The sequence below is a fragment of the Pseudomonas sp. P9_35 genome, from assembly GCF_034008205.1.
Classification (GTDB): domain Bacteria; phylum Pseudomonadota; class Gammaproteobacteria; order Pseudomonadales; family Pseudomonadaceae; genus Aquipseudomonas; species Aquipseudomonas kilonensis.
On record NZ_CP125373.1, the window covers coordinates 76,912 to 98,024 of the forward strand.

Consider the following 21,113-nt stretch of genomic DNA (forward strand, 5'->3'; position numbering starts at 1 on the left):
CCCTCGATGTTATTCAACCAAGCCACCCGCCTGGCCAAGATCACCAGCCCCCTGGGACCTGAGGTGCTGTTGCTCAAGGACATGGGCGGCGGTGAAGAATTGGGGCGGCTGTTCAACTACGAGTTGCAGTTGCACTCGCTGGACAACGCCATCGACCTCAACAAGCTGCTCGGCAAGCCCATGTGCGTGAGCCTGCAGCTCGATGGCGGGGGCGAGCGCTATTTCCATGGCATCGTCGCCCGTTGCAGCCAGAACGTCGACCAGGGCCAATTCGCCAGCTACCAGGCCACGCTTCGGCCGTGGTTGTGGCTGCTGACCCGCACCTCCGATTGCCGAATTTTCCAGAACCTGACCATTCCGCAGATCATCAAGCAGGTGTTCCGCGACCTGGGCTTTTCCGATTTCGAAGACGCCCTGAGCCGGCCTTATCGCGAGTGGGAATACTGCGTGCAGTATCGCGAGACCAGCTTCGATTTCGTCAGCCGCTTGATGGAACAGGAAGGGATCTACTACTTCTTCCGCCATGAGCAGGGCCGGCATGTGCTGGTGCTGGCCGATGCCTACGGCGCCCACACCCAAGCGCCCGGCTACGGCTCAGTGCCGTACTACCCCAAAAATGAGCAGCAGCGCGAGCGCGATCATATTCACGATTGGCACTTGGCCCAGGAAGTCCAGCCCGGCTCCCTGGAACTCAACGACTACGATTTCCAGCGCCCGAGTGCGCACATTGATGTGCGTGCGGCCATGCCGCGTCCGCATACCGCTGGCGACTATCCGCTGTACGACTACCCCGGCACTTATGTGCAAAGCGCCGACGGCGAACACTACGCCCGCACCCGCATCGAAGCCTTGCAAACCCTGCATGAACAGGTCGAGCTGGCGGGCAACGCCCGGGGCCTGGGGTCGGGGCATCTGTTCAGCCTCACCGGCTTCAGCCGCCAGGACCAGAACCGCGAATACCTGATCGTCGGCGCCCGCTACTACATTTCCCAGGAAAGCGGCGAAACCGGCGGCGGCGCGCCTTCGGCGCAGTTCGAAAGCAGCCTCACCTGCCTCGACGCCCAGAAAAGTTATCGCCCGCTGGCGACTACCCACCGCCCCATCGTCAAGGGCCCGCAAACCGCGTTGGTGGTCGGCCCCAAGGGTGAGGAAATCTGGACCGACCAATTCGGTCGGGTGAAGGTGCATTTCTACTGGGACCGTCACGACCAATCCAACGAAAACAGCTCGTGCTGGATTCGTGTGTCGCAGGCTTGGGCCGGCAAGAACTGGGGCTCGGTGCAGATCCCGCGCATCGGCCAGGAAGTGATCGTCAGCTTCCTTGAAGGCGACCCGGACCGGCCGATCGTCACCGGTCGCGTGTACAACGCTGAACAGACCGTGCCCTATGCGTTGCCCGCCAATGCCACTCAGAGCGGCACCAAAAGCCGTTCGAGCAAGGGCGGCACGCCAGCGAATTTCAACGAAATCCGCATGGAAGACAAGAAAGGCGCCGAACAGCTGTACATCCACGCCGAGCGCAACCAGGACATCGTGGTTGAAGTGGACGAGAGCCATTCGGTGGGCCACGACCGCAACAAAAGCATCGGCCACAACGAAACCGCACGAATTGGCCAAGACCGACTGCGGGCGGTGCAGCGCAACGATGCCCTGGTCGTCGGCGGAACCAAGAGCGACAGCGTCGCGACCCAGTACCTCATGGAGGCGGGTTCGCAGATTCGACTGGTGTGCGGCAAAAGCGTGCTGGAGTTCAATGCCAGTGGCGAGATCAACATCTCGGGCACCGCGTTCAACATCTACGCCAGTGGCAATGGCAACATCGACACCGGCGGCCGTCTGGACCTCAACTCCGGTGGCGCCAGCGAAGTGGATGCCAAAGGCAAGGGCATCAAGGGTGTGATTGATGCGGCGGTAAAAGCGTTGTTCCCGACAAGGGGCAAACACTGAGGTTCACGGCAGGGCCATTGTAGGAGCTGCCGAAGGCTGCGATCTTTTGATCTTTCCCTTGAGACTCAAATATCTGGGGAAAGATCGCAGCCTCGTTGCACTCGACAGCTCCTACAACGCAGCCCGGCGGAAGCAATATCACGCGTTCGTAAGCATGTATTGGCCAGGCTGCGTCCACGCGACTCGCAAGTACTTGCCGCTCAGCAGTTGCTCGTCGCGAAGATATTCGAACACTTCGCAGGGACACCATTCCTTGCCCACCGAAAAGGCCACCCGCAAAGAACGCAACTCATCGAAGACCTTAGCCTTCTGCTTGTTATCCGCGACCTGCAAAACGTAGACATCTTTCTCTGCCGCATTCGAAAACCCGATAGCGCGCAGGGAAGAATCCAGCGCGTTATTCATGATTCGAACACCAATCGAGTCACCGTCGGCTCTTTCCACGTAGGCCTTCAACACACCATCAATCACTCAGAGATTGGCCGGCACGAAGTCAGGGCCGCCCAGCTTATCCCGGACGGCCAGGGCGGTGCGCATCAGCGGCCCCCACAGGCCGTTCTGGCTGTTCCAGGTACCGCCCGCCCACCGCGTGTCCTGGACGAGCTCAACCTTGTTGAGCTCAAGCTGGCGCTGGAGGGCCAGCGCCACGGCCCCCATATCAACCTCGAACAGGTCGGCATAGAGCCCCTCGGGTTGTGCCTGCTTTTTGCTCAGGCAAAACCGGTAGTACCAGACCCACACCGCGGCGACATAAATCGCCCGATTACGATCAGGGTAGGTCGCGAGAATCTTGAGCAGAGCCGCCACGAAGCGCCCAGGAAACTGAGGGTCGCGGGTCTGTTGCCAGTAACGCAGCACCAGTAAATCGAAAGCCGCGACAATGTTCTGCGGTTCTTCATTGTCATTCTTGGCTTCTTGAAAGTAGAACGGCTCGCCCACGAGGAATTTATCCAGCTCGTCATTGGCCAGGGCCAGCAGCAATACGTTATCCAGGTTGGCACTCATTGAATTCTCACTACATCCGGGTTCGCGAGCAGGAAATTGATGTCGTTATTGTGTGGGATGGCCACCTTATCCAATACCGCCTCACGCATACCGCCGGGATGGGTCAGGCCGCCAGGGCGCCATAACGGGTTCGCTCCGCGCTCGTTACCGGAGGGCATGACAACCTTGGGATTGTCCAGGTTCATCATGTAAATCTCCTTGCCGGTGAAGCTGCCCGGCTCATAACCCAAAGCGGTCTCCAGAATGGAAAGATCACCGGTTTTCTTAAATTCGGCGACCACACCGTGCAGGTCTGACTTGGCCATGACGTACTTAGTGTCGCTAAAGGTTCCATACATGGGGTTGGCAATGTCATCGGGGGTAAACAGAAATGCACCGCCTTCATCCTGAAAGACTTTGAGGTGCTTGTCGATATAGGAGGCCTCAAGGTAATCGGCAGGATTGGGCCGGCTTAACTTGGGTATCGCAGCGATATCCTCTGACGTGTAGCCCGGTTTGAAGCTCACCGAGCGCGGCTTGGGCGCCGTACCGATTTTTGCCATTTTCGGGCCCAAGCCCAAAAGCGCCATTCCCGCGACGCCCTGCAGCAGGTCCCGGTAACCCGGCCCCAAGCGATCCCCCAAGTCCCCCAGCAGCGCCATGCCAGCCATCATTGTGCCGCCGATCACCACAAAACCAACTAGAGCGGCAACGCCAGCCATGGCCGCGAGAATCGCCGCGCCCCCCATGGCCAGTAATCCCAATGCTTCCAACCCGGTGTGCATCCAGCCTTCGATGTCCAGGACAAACGCCACCGACACCGTCGGCCCACCGATGAACGTATTCGGGCTGCCGCTCTTGATGTGGGCACCGCAAACCATTTTGCTGTGCAAGCGCGCCGCCGGTTTGCCGTTGATGAAGACCGTGGCGCTGCCTTCGGCGATCAGCACCGGGAAAGGCCAGATCGGATGGTTCATCGGCAGCCCGGTGCAGGAAGATGACGTGTCTTCGCCCGCCCGCATGGCATTGCGGTCGTTGATGTAGACGTTGAAGCTGCCCATTATCAACGCCCCCGTGGTGGGCTCGGGCAAGTTGAAGATGGTGGAGAGGCCCTTGACGATCTGGAACATCGACAAGCCGCCGGCCGCAATCGAGCCGGCCATGATCGCCAGGGCCACGCCGCCCGTGGCGACAGTCGCGGCAACGACCGCGGCGCCGATCAAGGCACCGGCCACGGCTCCGGCGACCATCGCGGCAAACCCGAAGCCATGGGCTATTTCATCCCCCAGACGTGCTGCTGCCTGTGCATCCATTGCGAAAATCCAACTTACTGGTGGTGTGACTGCACAGGGGAGTTATCGATGACCAGAGATCGCGGGGTACGGCCAGAGCGAACGCAGCGCCGGTCTTGCCGCGTTGTCCTTCAACGAACAGACGGCGGCGACATGATTCATTGCTCTTGCAGGTAACGCAATGCCCGATGATATTTCGCGGCGCGTTCCAGGTCCTTGTCTCGCACGACGGGCAGCCGGGTGAGATCAAGATTGTCGTGGATGTCCGCTATTTTCACTTTGGTCGCCAGTGGATTGGGACGAATCCGGGCGATGAATTGTTCATAGGACTCGCCCTGGCGCTTGGTCAGGCAGTCGATCGCCGTCACTGCAACCTCGGGAATGCCAAGCCCACGCAGCTCATCCAGCGTGACATCGCCGTCTTCGACCACATCATGCAACAGGCTGACCAGTTGCTCTTCAAGCCCGTCGAACTTCATCATCAGGCGCAACGGGTGGAGGATGTAGGGCTTGCCGGCCTTATCCACCTGGCCCGCGTGGACCCTTGAAGCCAGGGCGATTGCAGCGTCCAGAATGCTCATTGGCGATCAGATGGCCGTGCCGCGGTTCGTTCCCGGCTGGACAATCAATAGCTCGTCCAGTTCACGCTTCCTGCAACGCGCCACAAACGGCAGCGCCGCATCCGGGTCACGCTTGAACAGCTCGAAGGTCGCCTGATTGATTTCATAATATTCCTCGTAGTCGGCCATGCCGTTGCTGACCGGTATGGAGACATAGAATCGACCCGAATCCTGTTCGATACCCACGGAGAACATGTGTTCGCGACTGACCAGAACATCTTGAAATTTCATGACTTGCCTACCTCTACCGTCATAATGGCGTCCAACTGAAATCTTTGGGCAAAATGCCCCCGGCATCGATGACCGCCTCGCTGGCACCGGTTGGCAGCTTGCCGCCAGGAATCCAGAATTCGTTCGCGCCGGCCTCGTTACCTGAAGGAATCCGCAGGTTCATGTCTTTCGGCGCGGGGATATCGACCCGCACCAGGGTACTACTTTCCAGGGTGTTTTCTGGAAGCCCAAGCGCCTTCTCCAATGCCCTCTTGTCGCCCTTGGCATTGGCAATCAATTGATCGGCTTCAGCCTTGGGCATGAGGAACGTCGTACCGTCGCGCTGGGCGATGCCGTACTTGTCCAAATTGGCCTTTGTGGTGAAGCGGGAGGCGCCGTTTTCGAACTGGGCCAAATGTTCTTTCACATACTGCGGTGACAAGTACGTGTCGGCATCGGGGCGCGAGCCTTTCGGCATTGCCAGGATATCGGCCTCGGTCGTGCCAGGCTTGTACTTGGGCGGCGGCAGTTCGGCAGGCTTGGCCGCCTTCGCCATTTTCGGGCTCAGCCCCAGCATTGCCATGCCGGCGACACCTTGCAGCAAGTCCCGATAGCCTGGCCCCAGACGATCACCTAAATCGCCTAGCAGCTCCATGCCCCCCAGGATCAATCCGCCCACCACCACGAATTCGACGAGCACGGCGATACCCGCCATGGCGGCCATGACCAATGCCGCACCTGCCGCCAACAACCCCAACACTTCCAACCCGGTGTGCATCCAGCCTTCGAGGTCGAGCACAAACGCCACCGACACCGTCGGCCCACCGATGAACGTATTCGGGCTGCCGCTCTTGATGTGGGCGCCGCAAACCATTTTGCTGTGCAAGCGCGCCGCCGGTTTGCCGTTGATGAAGACCGTGGCGCTGCCTTCGGCGATCAGCACCGGGAAGGGCCAGATCGGGTGGTTCATCGGCAGCCCGGTGCAGGAAGATGACGTGTCTTCGCCCGCCCGCATGGCGTTGCGGTCGTTGATGTAGACGTTGAAGCTGCCCATTATCAACGCCCCCGTGGTGGGCTCGGGCAGGTTGAAGATGGTGGAGAGGCCCTTGACGATCTGGAACATCGACAAGCCGCCAGCCGCAATCGAGCCGGCCATGATCGCCAGGGCCACGCCGCCCGTGGCGACAGTCGCGGCAACGACCGCGGCGCCGATCAAGGCGCCGGCCACGGCTCCGGCGACCATCGCGGCCAATCCGAACCCGTGGGCTATTTCGTCACCCAGACGTGCCGCGGCCTGTGCATCCATTACGCGCATCTACCTTACTGATTCGTATGACTGCTCAGTGGGACGTGTCGATGCTCAGATGATCGGAGGCTGTGGCTTGAACGAATGCATCGCCACCTTCCAGGCCGGCTCATGGTAGGCGAAGTCATTGGGTGTCGTGGTCAAGGTGGTGATCAGCACCGAGGGCTTACGCTCGATGAACACCTGGCGCAGCATCAAGTCGCGCCCTTCGCGTTGCCAGGTGTAATCCAGCAATGTGGCGGTATGCCCTTGCAGCACCGTGTCCCAGCGCTGCACCAGCTTGAAGCCCGGCAGTTGCTGCTCCGCGCTTTTGAGTTGGCGGTCCACGTACTCGGCAAAAGGAGCGTCGCCCTGGCTGGCATCGCGGCTGATGACGAAACTGGCTTCTTTAGCAGGACCGACTGCCGGCAGCTTGAAAATATTGATGCTCTGGTCCTGCCAGGTATCGGGGATTTCGAGATCGGCTTCTTGAATGCGGTAAGAGGTCACAGTAATCGCTTTCCATGGACGTGAGGTGACGCGCGAAGGAGCAGATATTCAAGTAATGCCTGGTAACAATCAAGAACCGGGTTCCTCTGCCTCACGTAAGGCACTACATTATGCGATCAGCGTCACTACTCTAGCGATCAAGCGCCCCGTAGGAGCTGCCGAAGGCTGCGATCTTTTGATCTTTCGCTTTAGACTCAAGGGTCTGGGCAAAGATCGCAGCCTCGCGTTGCTCGACAGCTCCTACGGGAATGCAAGGCATCAACAAGGGATAATTGATGTTATTCAACCAAGCCTCACGCCTGGCCAAGGTCACCAGCCCCCTGGGACCTGAGGTGCTGTTACTCAAAGACATGGGCGGTGGCGAAGAGCTGGGGCGGCTGTTCAACTACGAGTTGCAGTTGCACTCGCTGGACAACGCCATCGACCTCAACCAGTTGCTCGGCAAGCCCATGTGCGTGAGCCTGCAGCTCGATGGCGGTGGTGAGCGCTATTTCCATGGCATCGTCGCCCGTTGCAGCCAGAACGTCGACCAGGGCCAGTTCGCCAGTTACCAGGCCACGCTTCGGCCGTGGTTGTGGCTGCTGACCCGCACCTCCGATTGCCGGATTTTCCAGAACCTCACCATTCCGCAGATCATCAAGCAGGTGTTCCGCGACCTGGGCTTTTCCGATTTCGAAGACGCCCTGAGCCGGCCTTATCGCGAGTGGGAATACTGCGTGCAGTATCGCGAGACCAGTTTCGATTTCGTCAGCCGCTTGATGGAACAGGAAGGGATTTACTATTTCTTCCGCCATGAGCAGGGTCGCCATGTGCTGGTGCTGGCCGATGCCTATGGCGCCCACACCACGGCCCCCGGCTACGGCTCGGTGCCCTACTACCCGAAGAACGAGCAGCAGCGCGAGCGCGACCACATCCACGACTGGCACCTGGCCCAGGAAGTCCAGCCGGGTTCGCTTGAGCTCAACGACTACGATTTCCAGCGCCCTAGCGCGCGCATCGATGTACGTTCGGCCATGCCGCGTCCACACACCGCCGGCGACTATCCGCTGTATGACTACCCCGGTACCTACGTGCAGAGCCAGGACGGCGAACACTACGCCCGCACCCGCATCGAGGCCTTGCAGAGCCTGCATGAACAGGTGGAATTGGCGGGTAACGCCCGGGGCCTGGGCTCGGGGCATCTGTTCAGCCTCACTGGCTTCAGCCGCCAGGACCAGAACCGCGAATACCTGATCGTCGGCGCCCGCTACTACATTTCCCAGGAAAGCGGCGAAACCGGCGGTGGCGCGCCGACCGCGCAGTTCGAAAGCAGCCTGACCTGCATCGACGCCCAGCAGAGTTATCGTCCGCTGGCGACTACCCATCGCCCCATCGTCAAAGGCCCGCAAACCGCGTTGGTGGTCGGCCCCAAAGGTGAGGAAATCTGGACCGATCAATTCGGCCGGGTGAAGGTGCATTTCTACTGGGACCGTCACGACCAATCCAACGAAAACAGCTCGTGCTGGATTCGGGTGTCGCAATCCTGGGCCGGGAAAAACTGGGGGTCGATGCAGATCCCGCGCATCGGTCAAGAAGTGATCGTCAGTTTCCTTGAAGGGGATCCCGACAGGCCGATCATCACTGGCCGCGTCTACAACGCCGAACAGACCGTGCCCTACGACCTGCCAGATAACGCGACCCAGAGCGGCATGAAAAGCCGTTCGAGCAAGGGCGGCACGCCGGCGAACTTCAACGAAATCCGCATGGAAGACAAAAAGGCGCCGAACAGCTGTACATCCACGCCGAGCGCAACCAGGACATCGTGGTTGAAGTGGACGAGAGCCATTCGGTGGGTCACGACCGCAACAAGAGCATCGGCCACAACGAGACGGTGACCATCGGCAACAACCGCCTGCGCATCGTCAAGCAGGAGGACATCCTCTCGGTGGGCCAGCGCAAGACCGACAGCATCAGCCAGAGCTACGTCATCGAAGTGGGCGAGAACCTGCGCCTGGTGTGTGGTGAAAGCATCCTGGAGCTCAACGCCAGCGGCCAGATCAACCTGACCGGCGTGCAGATCAGCTTCTACGCCAGCGGCGACGCCGAGTTCAACACCGGCGGCGTGTTGCACCTGAACAATGGTGGCGGCCCCGGAGCCACGCCGGATGGCCAGGGCGTCAAGGGCAGCATCGATGCCAACATCAGCGCCGCGTTCCCCAAGGGCTAACTTCGAGATTTATGCGCCATGACTTACCGCCTCAATGAATTCCAGCTCCAGCTGCCGCCAAGCGAGTTGCTGGACGCGACGATCAACATCCTCAAGTTCCCTGAGTTGGGCACCTCCTTGATCGTCAGCCGCAGCCTGCTGGCTGACGGCGAAACCCTGCAAAGCAACCTCGACGACCAGCTCAAGCGCCTGGAAAAACAGGTCCAGCAACTGCGCTGCCAACCGGGCGCCACCGTGCGCGTGGGCGCCAACCAGGAAGTCGAAGCCATCGAATTGCGCAGCCAGTTCAACAAGGGCAACGAAAAAGTCTTCCAGTATCAGCTCGCACTGGTACTGCCCGGCACCCGCAAGATGCTTGCCCTGAGCTATGTGAAAGCCGAGAAACTGGGCGATGCCGAAGCGGCGCATTGGGCGACGATCAAGGGTTCGCTGCTGTTCGACACCCAACCCTGACCCTTGTGGGAGCGAGCTTGCTCGCGATAGCGGTGGCCCAGCCACTGATGAGTGTTGACTGAAAAGGCCTCATCGCGAGCAAGCTCGCTCCCACAGGGGGTTGGTGGTGACCGGGAAGTGGAAGGCATCACCGATCAAAATGTGGGAGCGAGCTTGCTCGCGATAGCGGTGGGTCAGACGCTAGTGATGTTGACTGGTCAGACGTCATCGTGAGCAGGCTCGCTCCCACAGGGACAAACCGAAGCGGATCAAGCGCCAGAAATGGCATCAATGAGCATGCCGTAACCCACAAGGACAACAGGCGCAATGGAAGGCATCAAATTGCTTGAACACACTCTCATCAGCCACCTGAGCGACCTGCATGTCTGACGCGCTCTGGGCCGCCCGCCTGGGCGATGCACTCAACCACACCTCGATGATGGCCGACATCCTCGGCGGCGTATTGGAGGTGGCGGCCAACATCGCGATCACCGCCCTGGCGACCGCCGCCGTGGTCGCGGCCACGGGCATCACCGTGGTCACCGGCGGCCTGGGTTGCTTCGTCCTGGGCCTGGTGGTGGGCACCATCGTCGGCCTGGCCATGAGCAAGACCGGGGCCGACAAAGGCCTGAGCAATATATGCGAGGGCATCGGCAACGCCCTCTTTCCGCCCACGGTGCAGGCCAACATCCTCACCGGCTCCAAGGACACCCTCACCAACAATATCCCCGCGGCCCGCGCCGCCGGAGCGATTGAATCCCATGTCGCCCCGGCCGGCACCGAGCTTGAAGCGTCGGAGCCTGAAGAAGACCCCAGCTACCTGGACATGGCCGGGAATTTCTTCTCGCAAATGTGGCGCCCCACCGTCGCAACGCCCGCCCCCGGCGCCGTGCCCAAGCCGGAAGACCTGGTCATCTGCATGAAGCATCCGCCGATGCCACCGCAGTTCATGGCCGAAGGTTCGGACAAGGTCACCATCAACGGCCAGCCCGCCGTGCGCAGCGGCGATCGCAGCACCTGTGATGCAACGGTGGTGTCGGCCGGGTTGATTTCGCCCAACGTGACCATTGGCGGCGGTTCGGTGGTGGTGCGCGAGATCCGCAGCGGCAAGACCCCGGGCGTAGGCCTGGCGGTCACCGCGCTGCTGATGCTCAAGGGCAGCAAGGGCAAATTCTTCAGCAAACTGCCGTGCATGCTGGTGGGCGGCGCGGTGTCCATGGCCGCCAGCAGCGCGGCGAACGCGGCCGCCAACGCCGCCCTGGGTTCGTCGAACCCGGTGCATGCCGCCACAGGCGCCAAAGTATTGGGCGGTGACGAGGAACTGGATTTCGTCTTGCCCGGCATCCTGCCGATTGACTGGCAACGCGTCTACAACAGCCGCGACGAACGCCGCGACAGCCTGTTCGGTGCCGGCTGGAGCGTGGCCTACGAAGTCCAAGTGCAAATCCAGCCCCACCCCGACGGCGGCGAAACCCTGGTCTACACCGACGAACAAGGCCGGCCCATCGACATGGGCTCCATCCCGTTGGGCGGCGCGGTGTTCAGTGCCGGCGAAGGCTTGGCCGTGCGCCGCCATGTGAACGGGCAATTGCTGATCGAAAGCGACGACGGCCTGTACCGTTTGTTCGAACCTTCGCCCGCCAACCCATCACACCTGCGCCTGAGCCAACTGGGTGACCGCAACGACAACCGCATCCACCTCGACTACGACGACGCCGGACGCCTGGCGCGGCTGCGCGACACCTTCGACCTGGTGCAAGTCGAGCTGATCCGCGCAGGCGAACGCGTCACCCACATCGAACGCCTCTACCCCGACCAATCGCGGGAAGTGCTGGTCAGCTACGCCTACGACGCGGCCAACACCCTCGCCGAAGTGCGCGACGCCACCGGCCAGGTGCAACGGCGCTTCAGCTACGACGCCGGGCAACGGATGGTCGAGCACCAGTTGCCCAGCGGCCTGCACTGCTTCTACGAATGGGCCCTGATCGACGACCAGGAATGGCGCGTGGTCCGGCACTGGACCGACGAAGGCGACGCCTACCAGTTCGACTATGACCTCAAGGCCGGCATCACCCGCATCAGCGACAGCCTGCAACGCGTCAGCACCCGGCACTGGAACAGCCAGCACCAGATCACCCAGTTCACTGACAACCTCGGCCAGACGTGGCTGTTCGAATGGAACGACGAACGCCAGTTGCTTAGCGCCACCGATCCGCAGGGCGGCCAGTACACATTCAGCTACGACGAAGCCGGCAACCTGCTCAGCGAAACCGACCCGTTGGGCCGCAGCGAATCCACCCTCTGGCTCGAACACTGGGCCCTGCCGCTGGTGGACACCGACTCCGCCGGCCACAGCTGGAAATACCGCTACGACCAACGCGGCAACTGCGCGGCGGAAACCGACCCGCTGGGCCACATCACCCGCTACCGCTACGACACCCATGGCCAAGTCGTGGAGATCATCGACGCCACCGGCAAAAGCAAAAAGCTGCGCTGGAACCCGTTCGGCCAATTGGTGGAACACGTCGATTGCTCGGGTTATCCGACGCGCTTCAGCTATGACCAGCGGGGCTACCTGCAAACCATCACCGACGCCCTCGGCGAGCGCACCCAATTCAGCTACGACGCCCAGGGGCGCCTGCTCAGCAGCCAATTGCCGGACGGCCGCACCGAACACTACCAGCGCGACACCGCCGGCCAACTCACCGGCTACACCGACCCGGCCGGGCACACCACGCTTTACCAACACAACCGCCGCGGCCAGGTCCGCCAGCGCACCGACGCCCAGGGCCGACAGGTGCAGTTTGCCTACGACAGCTTCGGCCGACTGCAAGCGCTGACCAACGAGAATGGCGAGAGCTACCGGTTTGCTTGGGATATCGGGGATCGGTTGATCGAGCAGCGCAACCTTGATGGCAGCGCCAAAGGCTATACATACGACGCCCTCAACAACGTAAACCGAGTCGAAACTATCGCAGCGCCGCGAGGTGATCATCAGCTCAGTGAAAAGACCATTGTTCATCATCTGGAACGTGATGCCATTGGCCGGCTGACCACCCGAATCACACCTGATGGACAGTCCCGGTACAGCTATAGCCCGTTGAATCAGTTAATCGAAGCCATCGTCATCGATAACGACGGCAACGAACAACGACTGGGCTTTGCTTATGACGCGCTGGGTTATCTGATTGAGGAGCAGAGTTCAGCAGGCGTTCTGAAGCATCACTACGACGAACTCGGCAACCTGATCCAGACCCAACTGCCCGATGGCCGTTGGGTCAACCGCCTGTACTACGGCAGTGGTCATCTGCACCAAATCAACCTCGACGGCCACGTCATCAGCGACTTCGAACGCGACCGGCTGCATCGAGAGGTGCTGCGCACCCAAGGTCAAATCAGCACACGCAGTGAGTATGACCGTAGCGGGCGCTTACGCAGCCGCCAACGCCGGCACACTCACCAGCCGGCGTTGATCCCTGGCGCAGATCAAACCCATTTTGAGTTTGATCCTGGCGACCACCTGGTGGGGCGCCTTGAACGGCCGCCACAGGGTCAACAACGCCAACTGCTGCACTACGATGTGACAGGCCGGATCCTGGCAAGCCAGGGAACTCGACAAAGCCAAAATGAAACATTTTCCTTTGATGCAGCCGCCAATCTCCTCGACCCTTCACCCGGTACAAGTGGGGGGGTTACGCACAACCAGCTGAAGAGCTATCAGGATAAGCACTATCGCTACGATGGTTTTGGCCGAATGATTGAAAAGCGCAGCAGGCGGCACGGCCTGCAGCGTTTCAGTTATGACTCGGATCACCGGCTGGTTGAAGTTCGGACCCAGAAATCCGACGGTGAAAACGTCGTCAGGATGCGCTACGACCCGTTGGGCCGAAGAATCGAGAAAACCCAACACGACAACAACGGTCGGCTCATCACCTGCACGCGTTTCGACTGGGATGGCCTGCAATTACTCAAGGAACATAAAAACAGCCTGACCAGCCTATACCTCTACATCGGCGACAGTCACGAGCCTTTGGCCCGGGTCGACGGCATCGGTGCGCATCAACGCATCCGCTATTACCACAACGACCCCAATGGCCTGCCACAAGCCTTGACGGAAAGTGACGGCCATCCGCTATGGCACGCTCACTACCAGGTGTGGGGCAACACCGCTGATGAAGTCCGTGAGCCGTACTATATCGAAGAACAGAACCTGCGGTTTCAGGGGCAATACCTGGACCGGGAAACGGGCCTGCACTACAACACCTTCCGCTTCTATGATCCCGACATAGGCCGCTTCACCACGCCCGACCCGTTGGGCCTGGCCGCAAGCCTGAATCTTTATCGCTACGCACCGAATCCATTTACCTGGATCGACCCGCTGGGGCTCAAAGAGAATGAGGTTATTCGGTACATGGGCGAAAGCGAAACCGTCTCGTCCAAGGCCGCCAACGGAGGCAAAGGCGGCTTGGTTCCGAATATCAGGGGAGAAAAAGCAGTCTGGGTCAACCAGGACAGTAACCCTGGATTCAACCCAGGCAATGAAAAGTATCGAGTAGTGGCCACCGTCAATAACGAAGGGGTCAGCATCCTCAATAACCATAAGGACATCTCTACCGTTGACTATAAAGAGACGGGCCTGAAAGATGGCGTGCTGTCCAAGACGAATGAGCCCAAGGCCAGAGGCATCGGTTTCCGATTATTGGATAAATTCAATAAAACCATTACGTCATTTCGTGTCGAGAAGAAAGGCCCGAACGGAAAATGGAAGACCTGCGGATAAAGCCAGATGGACATATTCGATCTGCTCTCATACAAGCTTGAAAATTTCCTGAACGTCCGGCCGTATCCAAAGGCGTTGGGTGCTGTTTTTTACGAAGCAGACGAGCCTGCACTGCTGTCCGTCGTCGCGAGAAAACACAACGGTTCCCCCTTCAGTGTTAGCCGCTGGCATGATTTGTTTTCCGCCAGCGCTTTCGAAAAAGCCATGTTGAAAAACGGCTTCACGGAACCCGACTGCTACGCCCTGCTCCTGGTCTTGTCGCGCTTTGGCTACCTGCTTGAAATCGACAACCGGCAACGAACCAACAAGGATTACTTTATTTTCTTCTACCTGATCCAGCTGATCAGCTTGAAGAACAGCGCCCTGGATGCGGATGCGCGCCTTCGGAACTACATGCTCAGGTTCCTCCTCTTCGAATTGAGCATTGATGACGAGGCGTATCGTCGGTTCAGCATCGAAGGCAATCAGCTAATGATGGCGACCGATGGGCTGGGGTCCATGGCTTTTCTGGATGTGATTGATCTGGTCTACAAAGCGATCAAGGCCGACAGCAGGAAAGAGCATGAACTGCTCAGTACGCTGAAAACGTTTCAAACAAGCACAGTCAGATTACTCACCGAGCCCCACGATACCCAGTACCGCTTCGCGATCAATGATCGCCACAGCGAGCTTATGTACCCCGACGTTTTTTTGCCCACCTATGCTCAGGACAGGCAAAAAATATTTGATGCATTGATCGATGCGGTCAATCCGCTTCAGTCAACGGAGAACCTATTCGTCTCCAATATGATTGTGATGAATTACGCCTTTCACGTCCTGAAAGACAAGCCCCGCGAAATTCTAAAGCTGAAAAAATACGTCCGTGATGAAGCGCTGTTCGGTCAATTGCTGGAGGTGATCATCATGCGTCGGATGGCGGTCAATAAAGCGCTGTTCGAAAAAATCCCCACGGGTCACGATCTGTCTTTGATCGAGGATGAGCAAGCCTCGTTCTACAACATCTTGTACAGCCAGTAGATACCTAACGATGCATCTGCGCTCCCGCGACTAAATCAATATCTGTAAGCAAGCAGTCCGACCTGACGCATGCGAACAAATGACCAGGCGCAGGTTAAGCGCAAATCCCGTGGCGAGGGAGCTTGCTCCCGCTGGGCTGCGCAGCGGCCCCCGCTTGTTAGAAAAAGACGTCACGGGTGGGCCTCCCAAAATTCTTTGCTCAGCTCGGTCGCGAACATTGATTCCATGAGCTATACCAAAGTGCCATCATCGCAAAGCAAAGGGAGCCATGCGCCATGAAGGGGACCTTATTAGCTTTCATCATTATGTCTATCGCCGGCTGCGCCAACCTGAACAGTATCTATCGGACATTTGATATTTCTCGTGGGGAAAGCACCATGAGCGATATTCGACAGAGAGCCATACTGGTTGCCCCGAATGAGAACATAACCAAAAAATACGACGCGAACGGAAAGCTCGTTTCGACGGAACACAAAAAGAACGGAATGTTTGTCTGCGCAGAACCAAGCCCCGATGCAATGGCCTCCCTTGCTTATGAGTTGGCGGCAAAAGGGGGTTATCCAGAGAAGGCAAGCGGTGAATTGGCGTTCGCCATGCAGGATGGGGCCGCATTCACGGGCATTCGCACTCAAAGCATCCAGTTGCTCCGTGATTTCGGCTATCGCTTGTGTGAGAGCTACATGTCTGGTGCGATAAGTGCCGCTCAATATGACCTCCTCATGAGACGCTTCCAGAAAAACACGGTCGCCCTCTTGGCGATTGAGCAACTGACCGGAACGGTCAAAGCTTCTCCGATAGCCCTCACGACAAGTGGGCGGGCTGAGGCGACAAAATCGCTTTCCGAACAAAGAGCCGAAAGAGAGAAGGTCAGCGATAGAATTTCTGCCCTGGAAGCAGAAAAGACGGCCGTAGACAAGAAAATCAGTGACGCAAAAAAAGCAGATGCCAAGGCTGACACGTCGGAAATGGATCAAATCGCATCGGGCTTGGCGGAAAAAATTAAAAACCTGAAAGACGATAGAACCGTTATCGACAGCGCAATAGCCGAAACAAAAGGCGTCATTGCAGATGGAGAGATAAAGGTAAAAATAGAAACCTCTGGCATGGGCAGCCAACGATCAGATGCCCACATACAACAAATAGCAGCAACAGTCGAAGGGATTGTTAATAACGTTGTGCTTGCCGATGACCAACAGCAATTGTGCATGTCGGCTCTTTTGGTGCCAAACCCGAGTGATGAGCAGACAAAATTCTCGGCTTGGTGCCTCAAGGACATGGATACCCAGGCTGACGCCCGAAATGCCTTGATGAAAGACAAAGTCTTCCAGTTGGAACAAGAACGGGCAATTTTGCGAAGCGGAGCCAACGCGGCAAAAAAAGAAGAAGCAAACCAGAAGGTTGATGACCTTCAGAAAGCGCTTGAGCAATTGGGAAAAGGCCCAGGAACATACAGTATATCCAGGCCTCTCCGTTGATCGACAATGCAGTTTAGAGCACTACGTGCCTGTCGATACTTCCCGGTGCACATGGGTAGACAAGGGACAGGAACACGAAACGAAGCGTCGGGATAGAACTGTCTCGATGCTTCTTTATTGATCGCGCTTAGCTATGCCGGAAAATGCGAGTTCATTGCCGGCGAACCGAGTGCCGGATAACGTCGACCCGCGCTAACCGCTACACCACCAACTCCGTGGCGAGGAGTTTGCTCCCTGCTGAGGGGCAAAGCAGCCTCAAACAGGCTACGTTTTCTTCGAACGAAACTCTTTCCTAGCCAAAAAAGCAATCCGTGGACTCTGTTAAAAATAGTCGGGCATAGTTTCGACGGCAGAAAGGCACATTGAAATTCCTAATTTTAAACGGATGAAGAGCGCTACATAGGCCGGCTGCCCGCTATTAGAACTTGCTGCGCAATAAACTGGATCAGCTCGATATCAAGCTGGAGCTGGTCAGCTTCCTTAGAAAAAGGTAATAACAGTTCCACTTCTGCATCTCTTGAGTCAGATTTAGTGTGAACTATTTTACACCTAATATCATAGATTCGACGCGCCACATCTGCCCTAAGCTCACTCTCCACATTTACAAGGTTAATTTTTTGAAATCCCAATTTCGATTTTGTCGAAAAAAAATTGCTTCTCTCAACATCGCAGGAAAAAAACAATCTCAGCTCTTCAACATCAACACACTCATCAAGCGTAGCTCTGAGTTGAGAGCGCTCATCGCCAAAAGCACCGTTACGGCTTACATGTATTGCACTCAACAGTTTAGCAATATCCGCTTCCCGATCGCCTCGAAATCCTGGGTTTCGCAGGATAGACTTCAGTTTTCGATGGGCCTCAGATTGTGAATATATAGGAAAATAAAATTCAATTACTTGGTAAAATGCAAGATATTGTAATAGCGGCATCCCGGCAGCACTTCTACCGTACCAGTAAAGCGAAAGTGGGGCTTGATCGAACTCCCTGACAGGAAACTTCAGATCAGGCTCGATAAATGATTTTTGTTGGTTACGAAGTCGTCTCGGTACTCGTTTCCGCCGCAAAGTCAACGCAACACTACAAATCAATTCCAGCTGAAAGAGCAAGGAGCTAGAAAGTTTATTTAGATATTCCAAAGCAGAATCGTGAGTTTTTATATTCAACCCACATATTTTTAATGTTAATGCTCTGCTACCAACCACGTCGCTAAGACTCTGAAATAGCGCGCTCGGGAGCCCGATTTGCATAGATGGACCATCGAGCTCTATAGACGGAACTATCAATTTAGGATCAATAGATAATACATCTCGGAATGGAACGCCAAACAACCTCATGTACATGTCAGCTGGAGTAATGTTGCCTACAGCTTGTAAAGCAGTTTCAATAACACCATCTTTGTAGCTGCATATGGACTCCAACCCAACCAAATAAGAGTAATTCTCAAACGGATGCTTTAATAAATTAAGCACCTCAGCCTGATCCCAGATTTCGATCTCTCTTCGCTCTCTGCCACATTTAAAATCCAACGTGAACAGGTTGTCTCCATCACTGTCTAGAAGCTCCCGAAAACCAATATCTGCTATTTCACAGCGTGCTTTAAGTTCTGCCACAATTTTTTTTAACTCATTAGCAGGCAATGTCCAATTGCTATTCTCAACGTTCTCCTCGGTCTGCAACATGCATTCTCCAGTTCAACTTCCCAGTGAAATTTGTAAAGCTATAAAATCTCATGTGAAACATTACCACTCAAACGCCCCCCATTTCGGCGCGAACCGCATAATTCACAACCAGTTTTCTACTTCACTTCTGAAACTTGGTGAATGTAGCATAAACTAAAATAGCGCCTGACTCCTTCTGACATATTTACCACTTACCTCAGAGAGTGGACGAAGGGCGTTACCATTAAGCATTACATATAAGGCGCGTAAAAATTTAAACTCCACCCTTGAAGTAAAGCGATTTAGTGACTCGATCGGAATGAATCCATAGAGCGCAGCTTGTATATTGTTCTGAGCGACCCCTCTGGATGCCACTCCGATGACTTCCATTGAGTCATTAAAGATTGGTCCGCCACTATTACCTTCAATTAATGGCACATCAACTAACCATAAATCTAAATCAACATGCCTACGAAGCTGAGTTGTGCTCCCTCGAGTAATGTAGTGTGCTGCGCCGTCTCGATGCTTTGGAAATCCAATAGACAATATTGGTTCCATAGGCCGAATGACTTCTTTTTCTGCCTTGCGTAACCTGGGAATTTTTTGGAGTTGAGACCCTGGATGAAATATTGCTAAATCCGCCTTCACATCAGACAAAATAAGCTCGGCGGTTATTTTGGTTTTATCCTCAGAACGAGTAAAAGTCAACATATGAGGCGCCATAGTCTTGGAAACTCCACTAACCACATGCTGATTTGTAACGATCCCCACACCGTCCAATAAAAAAGCGGTACCTTGACTATAGTCGGAAAGATTTTCCACCACAAAAATCGAGTTGCCTAATATCTCTTCCGGCGTCTTTCTGAATTCCGGATTCGCCTTACCTAAGGCGACGGTAAAATCATATGCAAGCTTTCTGTAGACATTATCGCTCCTACCACGGATCATTTGAATATAATTCAAACGCCCCTTTACAACCTTAATAAAAAAATCGCCTTCCCTGTCCTTTACTCTCTGGTGTTGCCGGGCGGGCATTGTTTGTTTGGCCCCCTTCATAATCTCAAGATACTTAGCTTCAGCTAACGCGGCCCCATAACGTTTCCAGGCGTGAATCATTGAACTGGTTAGCCGAATAAAATCGCGAGGCACATTAGGGAATTTATTAACTACTAAGCCAGTAACCATCTGACGTTGCGTACAATGCTGAAGCCGCGTCTTTTCTGAATTTATGATAAATCCGTTAGCATTAATGACTTGCTCTAGCACTCTTCCGGGTATAACCCTGCCGTCCTCAGATATTTCTATCAGATCGACGGGCAGGAACTTAAGAGAGCTTGTAAAGGAGAAAGTTATATCGTCAGCATAGCGTGTCACGTGGCATTTTTTTGATTTTGCTAAAACTAGTAGTTGACTGTCCAATTTGCGACAGATCATATTTGATATTAATGGTGATGTGGGTGCACCCTGAACTAATCTCCCTTCATCACAGCAAATATGAGCTATAACAGTCGCTACGTTATGCGGAGCATTGAATGGCTCAGCCATAAAGAGATTTTTAACGCGACCAAAATGTATCGATTCAAAAAAATCCTTAAGATCTATATTAAATACAAACTTCTTATCCACATGAGGCAGGGCATTTGACTTTATATTTCGCCCCTTTACAAAACCGTGAGTTGAAGATTTTGGATAAAAAAAATTTTCTAGATGAGGAGCTAATTCTCGCTGTAGCTGTTTCATGACTCGCTTCGGTGCCTTTATAGATCTCGTCGCACCGCTTTTCTTGGGAATATGAAAGCTAACATAATGGCTTGATTTTCTTTTGTACAAAAAATCAAGAAGCGTTTCCTGTTTAACACCTAGCAGGTCACAAAGCCCAGAGAGGCTGCTTAAACCAGGGGCAAACATGTCTTTTAAAATCTCATCCAAGATATTCATTAAAATCGGGCCTAGGAGCTATTTTCTCTTTTACATGAGTCGCCAACCTTATAGTAACCATCGGCGCGTAACGGCAAAGCAACCCTTTATCTGGCCACCGCATATAGTCAGTGGAAAGTTAAATTGTGCTCCTAGACCCGACGCCACATCGATATCATGTTGATATCAAACCTGTCAAGACATAGCTTCAAACAGCCACTATTGCGCGACGTAATACCTTGATCTTTGAGACCTTGGAGCAGGAGTTTTACGACTTCGGTGATGACTGGCATCACCGTATCAAGGTCGAAAAAACTTTACCCGCTATTGCCTATCCTCAAGTGCCGTACTGCCTTGAGGGCGCCAATGCTTGCCCACCGGAAGACGTGGGCGGCGGGCCGGGTTACGAAGTGTTTTTAGAGGCCATGACCAACCCCGAACATCCCGAGCACGACGCTACGGTGGAGTGGTACGGGGAGATCTTCGACCCGACATTCTTTGATTGCGAACGCGTGAACCAGTGGTTTAAGCGGATCAAGGTCTGAGTGGTAGGCGGGTGTAGTGCGGATGCTTACCCTTCAGATTAGATAGGTAACGTGCTGCCGCCATCGCGAGCAGGCTCGCTCTCACAGGGGGATTGGCGGTGTGCGCTCATTCTGTGTTCACCTCGGGATGGTCAACGACGCTCAACCTGTGGCGAGGGAGCTTGCTCCCGCTGGGTTGCGCAGCAGCCCCAAAAAGGCCGGCGCATTCCTACAGAAAAACCGCTGCGCCACCGAG

At 56.0% G+C, this 21,113-nt stretch carries 14 protein-coding genes and 2 pseudogenes; 7 read left to right on the forward strand and 9 right to left on the reverse strand.

From position 1 onward, the window contains the following. The first annotated feature begins 6 nt into the window (after positions 1 to 6). Positions 7 to 1,947, forward strand: a complete 1,941-nt coding sequence (locus tag QMK47_RS00350; protein ID WP_320389627.1) for a type VI secretion system tip protein VgrG — start codon at positions 7 to 9, stop codon at positions 1,945 to 1,947. A gap of 138 nt (positions 1,948 to 2,085) precedes the next feature. Here the strand turns inward: QMK47_RS00350 and QMK47_RS00355 are convergent, their stop codons facing one another. From QMK47_RS00355 to QMK47_RS00385, 7 genes are all read right to left on the reverse strand, one after another. Next, positions 2,086 to 2,352 carry a hypothetical protein gene (locus QMK47_RS00355; RefSeq protein ID WP_320389628.1) on the reverse strand — a complete coding sequence of 89 codons (267 nt, stop codon included), beginning with the start codon at positions 2,350 to 2,352 and terminating at the stop codon, positions 2,086 to 2,088. Positions 2,353 to 2,418: 66 nt separating this feature from the next. Beyond that, complete coding sequence (locus QMK47_RS00360; RefSeq protein WP_320389629.1) at positions 2,419 to 2,952, reverse strand: hypothetical protein; 534 nt, start codon at positions 2,950 to 2,952, stop codon at positions 2,419 to 2,421. Further along, positions 2,949 to 4,244, reverse strand: a complete 1,296-nt coding sequence (locus QMK47_RS00365; protein ID WP_258689993.1) for a PAAR domain-containing protein — start codon at positions 4,242 to 4,244, stop codon at positions 2,949 to 2,951. The genes QMK47_RS00360 and QMK47_RS00365 overlap by 4 nt, the downstream gene beginning before the upstream one ends. Before the next feature lie 137 nt (positions 4,245 to 4,381). After that, positions 4,382 to 4,804 carry a GTP pyrophosphokinase gene (locus QMK47_RS00370; RefSeq protein ID WP_210642057.1) on the reverse strand — a complete coding sequence of 141 codons (423 nt, stop codon included), beginning with the start codon at positions 4,802 to 4,804 and terminating at the stop codon, positions 4,382 to 4,384. Between the two features lie 6 nt (positions 4,805 to 4,810). Then, complete coding sequence (locus tag QMK47_RS00375) at positions 4,811 to 5,074, reverse strand: hypothetical protein (protein ID WP_214513028.1); 264 nt, start codon at positions 5,072 to 5,074, stop codon at positions 4,811 to 4,813. 19 nt (positions 5,075 to 5,093) lie between these two features. After that, on the reverse strand, positions 5,094 to 6,359 hold the full coding sequence (locus QMK47_RS00380) for a PAAR domain-containing protein (RefSeq protein WP_320389630.1): 1,266 nt from the start codon (positions 6,357 to 6,359) through the stop codon (positions 5,094 to 5,096). 54 nt (positions 6,360 to 6,413) lie between these two features. Further along, complete coding sequence (locus QMK47_RS00385; protein WP_214513027.1) at positions 6,414 to 6,848, reverse strand: DUF1795 domain-containing protein; 435 nt, start codon at positions 6,846 to 6,848, stop codon at positions 6,414 to 6,416. A gap of 275 nt (positions 6,849 to 7,123) precedes the next feature. On the opposite strand from QMK47_RS00385, the pseudogene tssI reads away from it, so the two are divergent. From tssI to QMK47_RS00410, 5 genes and pseudogenes are all read left to right on the forward strand, one after another. After that, a pseudogene (gene tssI / locus QMK47_RS00390) lies at positions 7,124 to 9,054 on the forward strand (type VI secretion system tip protein TssI/VgrG). Positions 9,055 to 9,072: 18 nt separating this feature from the next. Further along, positions 9,073 to 9,507 (forward strand): DUF1795 domain-containing protein, encoded by a 435-nt coding sequence (locus tag QMK47_RS00395; protein ID WP_258690008.1) that lies wholly within the window; start codon positions 9,073 to 9,075, stop codon positions 9,505 to 9,507. Positions 9,508 to 9,868: 361 nt separating this feature from the next. Further along, positions 9,869 to 14,266, forward strand: a complete 4,398-nt coding sequence (locus QMK47_RS00400) for an RHS repeat-associated core domain-containing protein (protein ID WP_320389632.1) — start codon at positions 9,869 to 9,871, stop codon at positions 14,264 to 14,266. A 6-nt stretch (positions 14,267 to 14,272) separates the two neighbouring features. Then, a complete protein-coding gene (locus QMK47_RS00405; protein ID WP_320389633.1) occupies positions 14,273 to 15,283 on the forward strand; it encodes a hypothetical protein in 1,011 nt (336 codons plus the stop codon). A 275-nt stretch (positions 15,284 to 15,558) separates the two neighbouring features. Then, positions 15,559 to 16,758: a hypothetical protein gene (locus QMK47_RS00410; protein WP_320389634.1), complete on the forward strand. Its 1,200-nt coding sequence runs from the start codon at positions 15,559 to 15,561 to the stop codon at positions 16,756 to 16,758. Between the two features lie 395 nt (positions 16,759 to 17,153). Here the strand turns inward: QMK47_RS00410 and QMK47_RS00415 are convergent, their stop codons facing one another. Together QMK47_RS00415 and QMK47_RS00420 are read right to left on the reverse strand one after the other, a co-directional pair. Beyond that, positions 17,154 to 18,437, reverse strand: a complete 1,284-nt coding sequence (locus tag QMK47_RS00415) for a hypothetical protein (RefSeq protein WP_320389635.1) — start codon at positions 18,435 to 18,437, stop codon at positions 17,154 to 17,156. Between the two features lie 153 nt (positions 18,438 to 18,590). Next, positions 18,591 to 20,354, reverse strand: a complete 1,764-nt coding sequence (locus tag QMK47_RS00420; protein WP_320389636.1) for a reverse transcriptase domain-containing protein — start codon at positions 20,352 to 20,354, stop codon at positions 18,591 to 18,593. A gap of 248 nt (positions 20,355 to 20,602) precedes the next feature. Here QMK47_RS00420 and QMK47_RS00425 point away from each other — a divergent pair. Next, positions 20,603 to 20,878, forward strand: a pseudogene (locus tag QMK47_RS00425) (plasmid pRiA4b ORF-3 family protein); the annotation flags it as partial. Between the last annotated feature and the right edge of the window lie 235 nt (positions 20,879 to 21,113).

Excerpts from the sequence above, each read along its gene's own strand:
- QMK47_RS00420 (WP_320389636.1), bottom strand. The coding sequence starts at position 20,354 with ATGAATATCTTGGATGAGATTTTAAAAGACATGTTTGCCCCTGGTTTA.
- QMK47_RS00410 (WP_320389634.1), top strand. The coding sequence starts at position 15,559 with ATGAAGGGGACCTTATTAGCTTTCATCATTATGTCTATCGCCGGCTGC.
- QMK47_RS00375 (WP_214513028.1), bottom strand. The coding sequence starts at position 5,074 with ATGAAATTTCAAGATGTTCTGGTCAGTCGCGAACACATGTTCTCCGTG.
- QMK47_RS00405 (WP_320389633.1), top strand. The coding sequence starts at position 14,273 with ATGGACATATTCGATCTGCTCTCATACAAGCTTGAAAATTTCCTGAAC.
- QMK47_RS00355 (WP_320389628.1), bottom strand. The coding sequence starts at position 2,352 with ATGAATAACGCGCTGGATTCTTCCCTGCGCGCTATCGGGTTTTCGAAT.
- QMK47_RS00350 (WP_320389627.1), top strand. The coding sequence starts at position 7 with ATGTTATTCAACCAAGCCACCCGCCTGGCCAAGATCACCAGCCCCCTG.
- QMK47_RS00395 (WP_258690008.1), top strand. The coding sequence starts at position 9,073 with ATGACTTACCGCCTCAATGAATTCCAGCTCCAGCTGCCGCCAAGCGAG.
- QMK47_RS00380 (WP_320389630.1), bottom strand. The coding sequence starts at position 6,359 with ATGGATGCACAGGCCGCGGCACGTCTGGGTGACGAAATAGCCCACGGG.
- QMK47_RS00415 (WP_320389635.1), bottom strand. The coding sequence starts at position 18,437 with ATGTTGCAGACCGAGGAGAACGTTGAGAATAGCAATTGGACATTGCCT.
- QMK47_RS00360 (WP_320389629.1), bottom strand. The coding sequence starts at position 2,952 with ATGAGTGCCAACCTGGATAACGTATTGCTGCTGGCCCTGGCCAATGAC.
- QMK47_RS00370 (WP_210642057.1), bottom strand. The coding sequence starts at position 4,804 with ATGAGCATTCTGGACGCTGCAATCGCCCTGGCTTCAAGGGTCCACGCG.
- QMK47_RS00400 (WP_320389632.1), top strand. The coding sequence starts at position 9,869 with ATGTCTGACGCGCTCTGGGCCGCCCGCCTGGGCGATGCACTCAACCAC.
- QMK47_RS00365 (WP_258689993.1), bottom strand. The coding sequence starts at position 4,244 with ATGGATGCACAGGCAGCAGCACGTCTGGGGGATGAAATAGCCCATGGC.